General features: G+C 71.3%; 6 protein-coding genes. All 6 read left to right on the plus strand.

Going from position 1 to position 7,390, the window contains the following annotated elements:
• Positions 1-18 precede the first annotated feature (18 nt).
• The 6 genes from rpmI to pheT all read left to right on the plus strand — a co-directional run bounded on the left by rpmI (position 19) and on the right by pheT (position 6,867).
• Positions 19-213 (plus strand): 50S ribosomal protein L35, encoded by a 195-nt coding sequence (gene rpmI, locus AB0915_RS08345; RefSeq protein ID WP_030918579.1) that lies wholly within the window; start codon positions 19-21, stop codon positions 211-213.
• A 114-nt stretch (positions 214-327) separates the two neighbouring features.
• Positions 328-711: a 50S ribosomal protein L20 gene (rplT, locus tag AB0915_RS08350; protein ID WP_003970214.1), complete on the plus strand. Its 384-nt coding sequence runs from the start codon at positions 328-330 to the stop codon at positions 709-711.
• A gap of 116 nt (positions 712-827) precedes the next feature.
• Positions 828-1,670, plus strand: coding sequence for an RNA methyltransferase (locus AB0915_RS08355; protein WP_366690318.1), 843 nt, complete (start codon positions 828-830; stop codon positions 1,668-1,670).
• A gap of 132 nt (positions 1,671-1,802) precedes the next feature.
• A complete protein-coding gene (locus AB0915_RS08360) occupies positions 1,803-2,978 on the plus strand; it encodes a PAS domain-containing sensor histidine kinase (protein WP_366690319.1) in 1,176 nt (391 codons plus the stop codon).
• A 197-nt stretch (positions 2,979-3,175) separates the two neighbouring features.
• A complete protein-coding gene (gene pheS / locus AB0915_RS08365) occupies positions 3,176-4,315 on the plus strand; it encodes a phenylalanine--tRNA ligase subunit alpha (RefSeq protein WP_366690320.1) in 1,140 nt (379 codons plus the stop codon).
• The gene (gene pheT, locus AB0915_RS08370; protein ID WP_366690321.1) at positions 4,315-6,867 is read left to right on the plus strand and encodes a phenylalanine--tRNA ligase subunit beta; all 2,553 of its coding nucleotides are present in this window, start codon (positions 4,315-4,317) and stop codon (positions 6,865-6,867) included. Before pheS ends, pheT begins: the two co-directional genes overlap by 1 nt.
• The last annotated feature ends 523 nt before the right edge of the window (positions 6,868-7,390 follow it).

A 7,390-nucleotide genomic window follows, 5' to 3' on the forward strand; every position in this document is an offset into this window, starting at 1 on the left:
CGAGGAGAGAACGGCGCGATGCCGAAGAACAAGACGCACAGCGGTGCCAGCAAGCGATTCAAGATCACCGGCTCCGGCAAGGTGCTCCGCGAGAAGGCCGGCAAGCGCCACCTGCTCGAGCACAAGTCGTCCAAGAAGACCCGCTCGCTGACCGGCACGGTCGTCGTGGCTCCGGCCGACGCCAAGAAGATCAAGAAGCTTCTCGGCAAGTGAGGTTCGGCCCCCGGTGAATCCGGGGGCGCGACCTCGATCACACCGGGACCAATTCGTTTCCGGGCTGGGTGAGTCGATACCGTGAACACCAGCCCCGCTACAAGGAGTTAACAAGTGGCACGCGTCAAGCGGGCAGTCAACGCCCACAAGAAGCGCCGGGCAATCCTCGAGGCCGCCAGCGGTTACCGCGGTCAGCGCTCGCGCCTGTACCGCAAGGCCAAGGAGCAGGTCACCCACTCCCTGGTCTACAACTACAACGACCGCAAGAAGCGCAAGGGCGACTTCCGTCAGCTGTGGATCCAGCGCATCAACGCCGCTGCCCGCCAGAACGGCATGACGTACAACCGCCTCATCCAGGGTCTGAAGGCCGCCAACATCGAGGTGGACCGCAAGATCCTGGCCGAGCTCGCGGTCAACGACGCCAACGCGTTCGCCGCTCTCGTCGAGGTTGCCCAGAAGGCCCTCCCGAGTGACGTCAACGCCCCGAAGGCTGCCTGATCCAGGGCACACTTCTTGGCTGTTGAGCCGGACCCGCAGGCGCTCGTCGTCTGCGGGTCCGGTGCGTTGCACCCCTTGTTCCGTACCTCCGCACGCAGAGAGGCCCGCTGCCGACCATGGCCACCCCCGAACTGATCTCCCCGCGGTCGCCGCGCGTCGCCGCCGCACGGCGCCTCGCCCGCCGCAATTTCCGGGGCAAGGAACGACGGTTCATCGCCGAGGGGCCGCAGGCCGTGCGCGAGGCCGCCGGACACCGCGGCAGCGACGGCGAGTCGACCCTGCTTGAGCTCTTCGCCACCGTCGAGGCGGCCGAGCGGTACGCCGACATCATCGACGCCGCCCACGCGGCCGGCGCCCGGGTGCACCTCGCGGACGGCGACACGCTCGCCGATGTGTCGCAGACCGTCACCCCGCAGGGACTCATCGGCGTCTGCCGGTTCCTCGACTCGCCGTTCGAGTCCGTCCTCGCCGCGAAGCCCACCCTGGTCGCCGTCCTTGCGCACGTACGCGACCCCGGGAACGCCGGTACGGTGCTGCGCTGCGCCGACGCCGCCGGCGCCGACGCCGTCGTCCTCACCGACGCCTCCGTCGATCTGTACAACCCCAAGTCCGTGCGTGCCTCGGTCGGCTCGCTCTTCCATCTGCCGGTCGTCGTGGGCGTACCGGTCGAGCAGGCCGTCCAGGGGCTGCGGGACGCGGGCGTACGGATCCTCGCCGCCGACGGCGCGGGCGACGACGACCTCGACGACGAGCTCGACGCGGGCACCATGGGCGGCCCCACCGCCTGGGTCTTCGGCAACGAGGCGTGGGGGCTGCCCGAGGAGACCCGGGCGCTGGCCGACGCCGTCGTCCGGGTGCCGATCCACGGCAAGGCGGAGAGCCTCAACCTCGCCACCGCGGCGGCCGTCTGCCTGTACGCCTCGGCCCGCGCCCAGCGCCCCCGCCGTACCGCCGGCTGACCGGCCCCGTACCCCGCCGACCGGCGCACCTCAGCAGTGCGCCCCCACAGGGTGTCGCTCCGTCACCGACGACTAGTAGGGTGACGAACTCGGGGGCCCACTGCACCGGTTCGAGAGGTGGGGTACGGGAATATGTCTGTCGGCATGAGCAGGCCGCGCGAGACGCACGCGGCCGACGTGCGCGCCGACCGGGGTCCGGACGGTGGCAGCATCCCGGCCGACAGCGAGGGCACCGGCTCGGCGGAGGACACCGTCGCATCCGGCATCGACCCGGACGACCTTCCCGACGGACTCGTCATCGCCGACAGGACGGGCCGGGTCATCTGCTTCAACGCGGCGGCCGCCCGGATCACCGCCGTACCCAGGGCCGCCGCACTCGGCCGCCCGCTGGAGCACGTACTGCCGCTGGAGGACCTCAAGGGCCGACGCTGGTGGGCCCTGACCGATCCGTACGGCGGCCTCGCCACCCGGGTCGGCCAGCCCGAGCGGAACCTGCTGCTCCCCGGCGGCCGCGAGGTCCTGGTCGCCGCCCGGTACGTCCGTGAGTACCCGACCGGTCCGGTACGCCGGCTGGTGATCAGCCTGCGCGGCACCGAGGCCCGTCGCCGCACCGAGCGCAGCCACGCCGAACTGATCGCGACCGTCGCCCACGAACTGCGCTCCCCGCTGACCTCCGTCAAGGGCTTCACCGCGACGCTGCTGGCCAAGTGGGAACGGTTCACCGACGACCAGAAGCGCCTGATGCTGGAGACCGTCGACGCCGACGCCAACCGCGTCACCCGGCTCATCGCCGAGCTGCTCGACATCTCCCGGATCGACTCCGGCCGCCTGGAGCTGCGCCGCCAGCCGGTCGACCTCTCGGCCGCTGTGGAACGCCACGTCCAGGCCCTCACTGCGAACGGCCAGGCGCCCGACCGCTTCCTCGTCCGCACCCGGCAACCGCTGCCCGCGGTGTGGGCCGACCCGGACAAGGTCGACCAGGTTCTCGGCAACCTGCTGGAAAACGCGGTGCGCCACGGCGAGGGAACCGTCACCATCGAAGTCGCACCTGCACCCGCGAAGAGCGACGAGAAGGGAACAGCCGTCACCGTGAGCGACGATGGCCCCGGCATTCCCGAGGAGTCGATGGGCCGCGTCTTCACCCGCTTCTGGCGGGGGAGCAAGCGCGGCGGCACGGGGCTGGGCCTGTACATCGTCAAGGGCATCGTCGAGGCGCACGGCGGCACGATCACGGTCGGCCGCGGCCCCGGCGGCGGCGCAGAATTCCGATTTATTCTGCCCGTGGGGGCTCCGGCCTATCTGAAATAGGAGCGTCCGCGAAGCAATCCGGCAGGTCGGCGGCGGGCGACGGGAGGGCCTGAGCAGCCCGCGGGCTTTCTCCACCCCTCGTGGCCTTTAGACTCGACCTTTGGCACCTTTGCGTCCTCCAGTCGTCGAGCGGGGCCGCGGGGTCCGGGGTGTCCCCGGTTCAGAGCAGTACCAGCCAATCGGAAGCACGGGAAGAGATGTCGGCACCGAACAAGTCGTACGACCCAGTCGAGGTCGAGGCACTGAAACCGGAAGAGATCGAGCGCATGCGGGACGAGGCGTTCGCCGCCTTCGCCGCCGCGGGCGACCTCGACGCGCTCGCCCAGGCGAAGACCGCGCACACCGGCGGTACCTCGCCCCTGTCCCTCGCCAACCGGGAGATCGGCGCACTGCCGCCGCAGGCCAAGGCCGAGGCGGGCAAGCGCGTGGGTCAGGCCCGCGGCGCCGTGAGCAAGGCCCTCGCCGCCCGTCAGGCGGAGCTGGAGGCCGAGCGGGACGCCCGTGTGCTGGTCGAGGAGGCGGTGGACGTCACGCTGCCGTACGACCGCACCCCGGCCGGCGCCCGTCACCCCCTGACGACCATCATGGAGCGCGTCGCGGACGTCTTCGTGGCCATGGGCTACGAGATCGCGGAGGGCCCCGAGGTCGAGGCGGAGTGGTTCAACTTCGACGCGCTGAACTTCGTGCCCGACCACCCGGCCCGGCAGATGCAGGACACCTTCTTCGTCCAGGGCACCACGCCCGACGGGAAGCCGACCACGGGCGACGAGTCCGGCATCGTGCTGCGTACGCACACCTCGCCGGTCCAGGCCCGCACCCTGCTCGACCGCGAGCCGCCCGTCTACGTCGTCTGCCCCGGGCGGGTCTACCGCACCGACGAGCTCGACGCGACGCACACCCCGGTCTTCCACCAGATCGAGCTGCTCGCCGTCGACGAGGGCCTCACCATGGCGGACCTCAAGGGCACCCTCGACCACATGGTCCAGGCGCTCTTCGGCCCGGAGATGAAGACCCGGCTGCGGCCGAACTTCTTCCCGTTCACCGAGCCGTCCGCCGAGATGGACATGGTCTGCTACGTCTGCCGCGGCACGTCCGTCGGCGACCCGGACCGCCCCTGCCGCACCTGCGGCAGCGAGGGCTGGATCGAGCTCGGCGGCTGCGGCATGGTCAACCCCAAGGTGCTCGTCGCCTGCGGCGTCGACCCCCAGAAGTACAGCGGATTCGCCTTCGGGTTCGGCATCGAACGGATGCTGATGTTCCGCCACAACGTCGAAGACATGCGAGACATGGTCGAGGGTGACGTCCGGTTCACCCGGCCGTTCGGGATGGAGATCTGATGCGCGTCCCGCTTTCCTGGCTGCGGGAGTACGTCGACCTGCCGGCGACGGAGACCGGCCGTGACGTACAGGCCAAGCTCGTCGACGTGGGTCTGGAGGTCGAGACCGTCGAGCACATCGGCGCCGGCCTCAAGGGCCCCCTGGTCGTCGGACAGGTACTGACCATCGAGGAGCTGGAGGGCTTCAAGAAGCCCATCCGCTTCTGCACCGTCGACGTCGGCTCCGCCAACGGCACCGGTGAGCCGCAGGAGATCGTCTGCGGAGCCCGCAACTTCGCCGTGGGCGACAAGGTCGTCGTGGTCCTCCCCGGCGCCGTGCTGCCCGGCGACTTCGCGATCGCCGCGCGCAAGACGTACGGCCGGACCTCGCACGGCATGATCTGCTCCACCGACGAGCTCGGCATGGGCGACGACGGCACGCACGGCATCATCGTGCTGTCTCCGGAGCACGAGGTCGGCACGGACGCGATCGAGCTGCTCCAGCTCGTCGACGAGGTCCTGGACATCGCCGTCACCCCTGACCGGGGCTACTGCCTCTCGATGCGTGGTGTCGCCCGTGAGACCGCCATCGCGTACGGGCTGCCGCTGCGCGACCCGGCTCTCCTCGACGTGCCTGCGCCGAACGCGTTCGGCTACCCGGTGAAGGTGGCCGACCCGTTCGGCTGCGACCGGTTCACCGCGCGCACCGTCGTCGGCCTGGATCCCGAGGCGCGTTCGCCGATCTGGATGCAGCGCCGGCTGCAGAAGGCCGGGATGCGCCCGATCTCGCTCACCGTCGACATCACCAACTACGTGATGCTGGAGCTCGGCCAGCCGCTGCACGCCTACGACCGCACCCGTATCGACGGGCCGATCGGGGTGCGCCGCGCCCAGCAGGGCGAGAAGCTCACCACGCTCGACGGCACGGTCCGCGTCCTGGACGCCGAGGACCTGGTCATCACCGACAACCGCGGGCCGATCGGTCTCGCGGGGGTCATGGGCGGCGCCAACACCGAGATCGCCGACGCCCGGAACGGTGAGAACACCAGCACCGAGGTCGTCATCGAGGCCGCGCACTTCGACGCGATCTCGATCGCCCGGACCGCACGCCGCCACAGGCTGTCCTCCGAGGCGTCCAAGCGCTTCGAGCGCGGCGCCGACCCGCAGGCCGCGGCCGCCGCCGCGCAGCGCACCGTCGACCTGCTGGTGCTGCTCGCGGGCGGCACCGCCGAGGCCGGCGTCACCGAGGTCACCGCTCCGTCCGCGCCCCGCACCATCGTGATGCCTGCGGACCATCCCGACCGCGTGGCCGGTGTCGTGTACGGCCGCGAGACCGTCGTACGCCGCCTCCAGCAGGTCGGCTGCGACGTCTACGGGCAGGACGAGCTCCTCGTCACCGTGCCGTCCTGGCGGCCCGACCTGAGCGAGCCGAACGACCTCGCCGAAGAGGTCATCCGGCTGGAGGGCTACGAGAACCTCCCGTCGACACTGCCGACGCCGCCGTCCGGGCGCGGGCTCACCGACCGCCAGCGGCTGCACCGCAGGGTCGGCCGGGTGCTCGCCGGAGTCGGCTATGTCGAGGCGCTGAACTACCCGTTCATCGGCGACGCGGTGCTGGACCAGCTCGGGTTCGACGCCGACGACGCCCGCCGCCGTACGGTCAAGCTCGTCAACCCGCTCTCCGACGAGGAGCCGGCGCTGCGCACCACGCTGCTGCCGGGCCTCCTCGGCGCACTGCGGCGCAACGACGGCCGCGGCAGCCACGACCTGGCGCTCTTCGAGACGGGGCTGGTCTTCCTTCCCCAAGCTCTCAGCTCCGTTCGAGCGGGGGAGACCCCACTGACCGGCGAGGAGACGGAGGCCGTGCGGCTGCCCGTCGACCACCGTCCCAGCGACGAGCAGATCGCCGGGCTGAACGCGGCGCTGCCGCATCAGCCGCGCCGCGCCGCCGTCGTCCTCGCGGGCGCCCGCGAGCAGGCCGGCTGGTGGGGCAAGGGCCGCCCGGTGGACTGGGCGGACTCCATCGAGGCCGCTCGTGCCATCGCCCGCGAGGCGGGTGTCGAGCTCATCGTCCGGAACGACCAGCACGCGCCGTGGCACCCGGGCCGCTGCGCCGCGCTGTTCGTCACGGCGAACGACGCGGAGGCCCTCGTCGGGCACGCCGGTGAGCTGCACCCGGGCGTCATCAAGGAACTCCACCTGCCGGAGCGGACCTGCGCCATGGAGATCGACCTCGACCTCCTGGAGCAGGCCGTCGACGGTGCGCTCCAGGCGCCGCGGATCTCCACCTTCCCGGTGGCGACCCAGGACGTCGCGCTGATCGTCGCGCAGGACGTGCCCGCCGCCGACGTGGAGCAGGCGCTGCGGGAGGGCGCGGGTGACCTCCTCGAATCGCTGCGGCTGTTCGACGTGTTCACCGGCGAGCAGATCGGCGAGGGCAGGAAGTCCCTGGCGTACGCGCTGCGGTTCCGCGCGCCGGACCGCACCCTGACCGTCGACGAGGCCACGGCCGCCCGCGACGCGGCGGTCGCGCTGGCCGCGGAGCGGACGGGCGCGGAGCTGCGCGGCGCGTAGCGCGCCGACGGCGACCGGCCATCGAGGCCGAACCGGCCGCAGAAGGTGAGGAGGGGGCGTATCCGGCTACCGGATACGCCCCCTCCTTCTGTGCTCGCCGAACGGCGGGGGGACCGCACGCGGGCCCCGGCCCGGCCCGGGGGAACCCGGTTCCGGTTCGACCCCGCAGCCACCCTCCGATCAGTGGGCAGTGGGTCGTGCGATCCTGCGTCGTCCGCGCTGCCACGGTGTGTCGGGCAGGTCGGCAGGGCGAACGACGCGGGTGCGGGCCGTCAACTGTACGAGGGGGAGCAGACGACCCGGCCGCCTCTTGCGAGGCGACTGATTCAACCGATTCGTACCCCGGCGCACCAGAGTGCGCGGCGGGACGGTTCGGGCATTCCGTTCACACCCCGTGTGAAACGTGCTCCACTGGGGCGACAGGCCTTAGACCGACCGGCACATGGGGGGTGGGAGAAGGAGCGGGGCTGGGTGCGTGCAGCTGCAAGGCGGAGGATTGAGACATGGCGGAGCCATGGTGATT

The sequence above is a fragment of the Streptomyces sp. NPDC048411 genome (assembly GCF_040704695.1).
Taxonomy (GTDB): domain Bacteria; phylum Actinomycetota; class Actinomycetes; order Streptomycetales; family Streptomycetaceae; genus Streptomyces.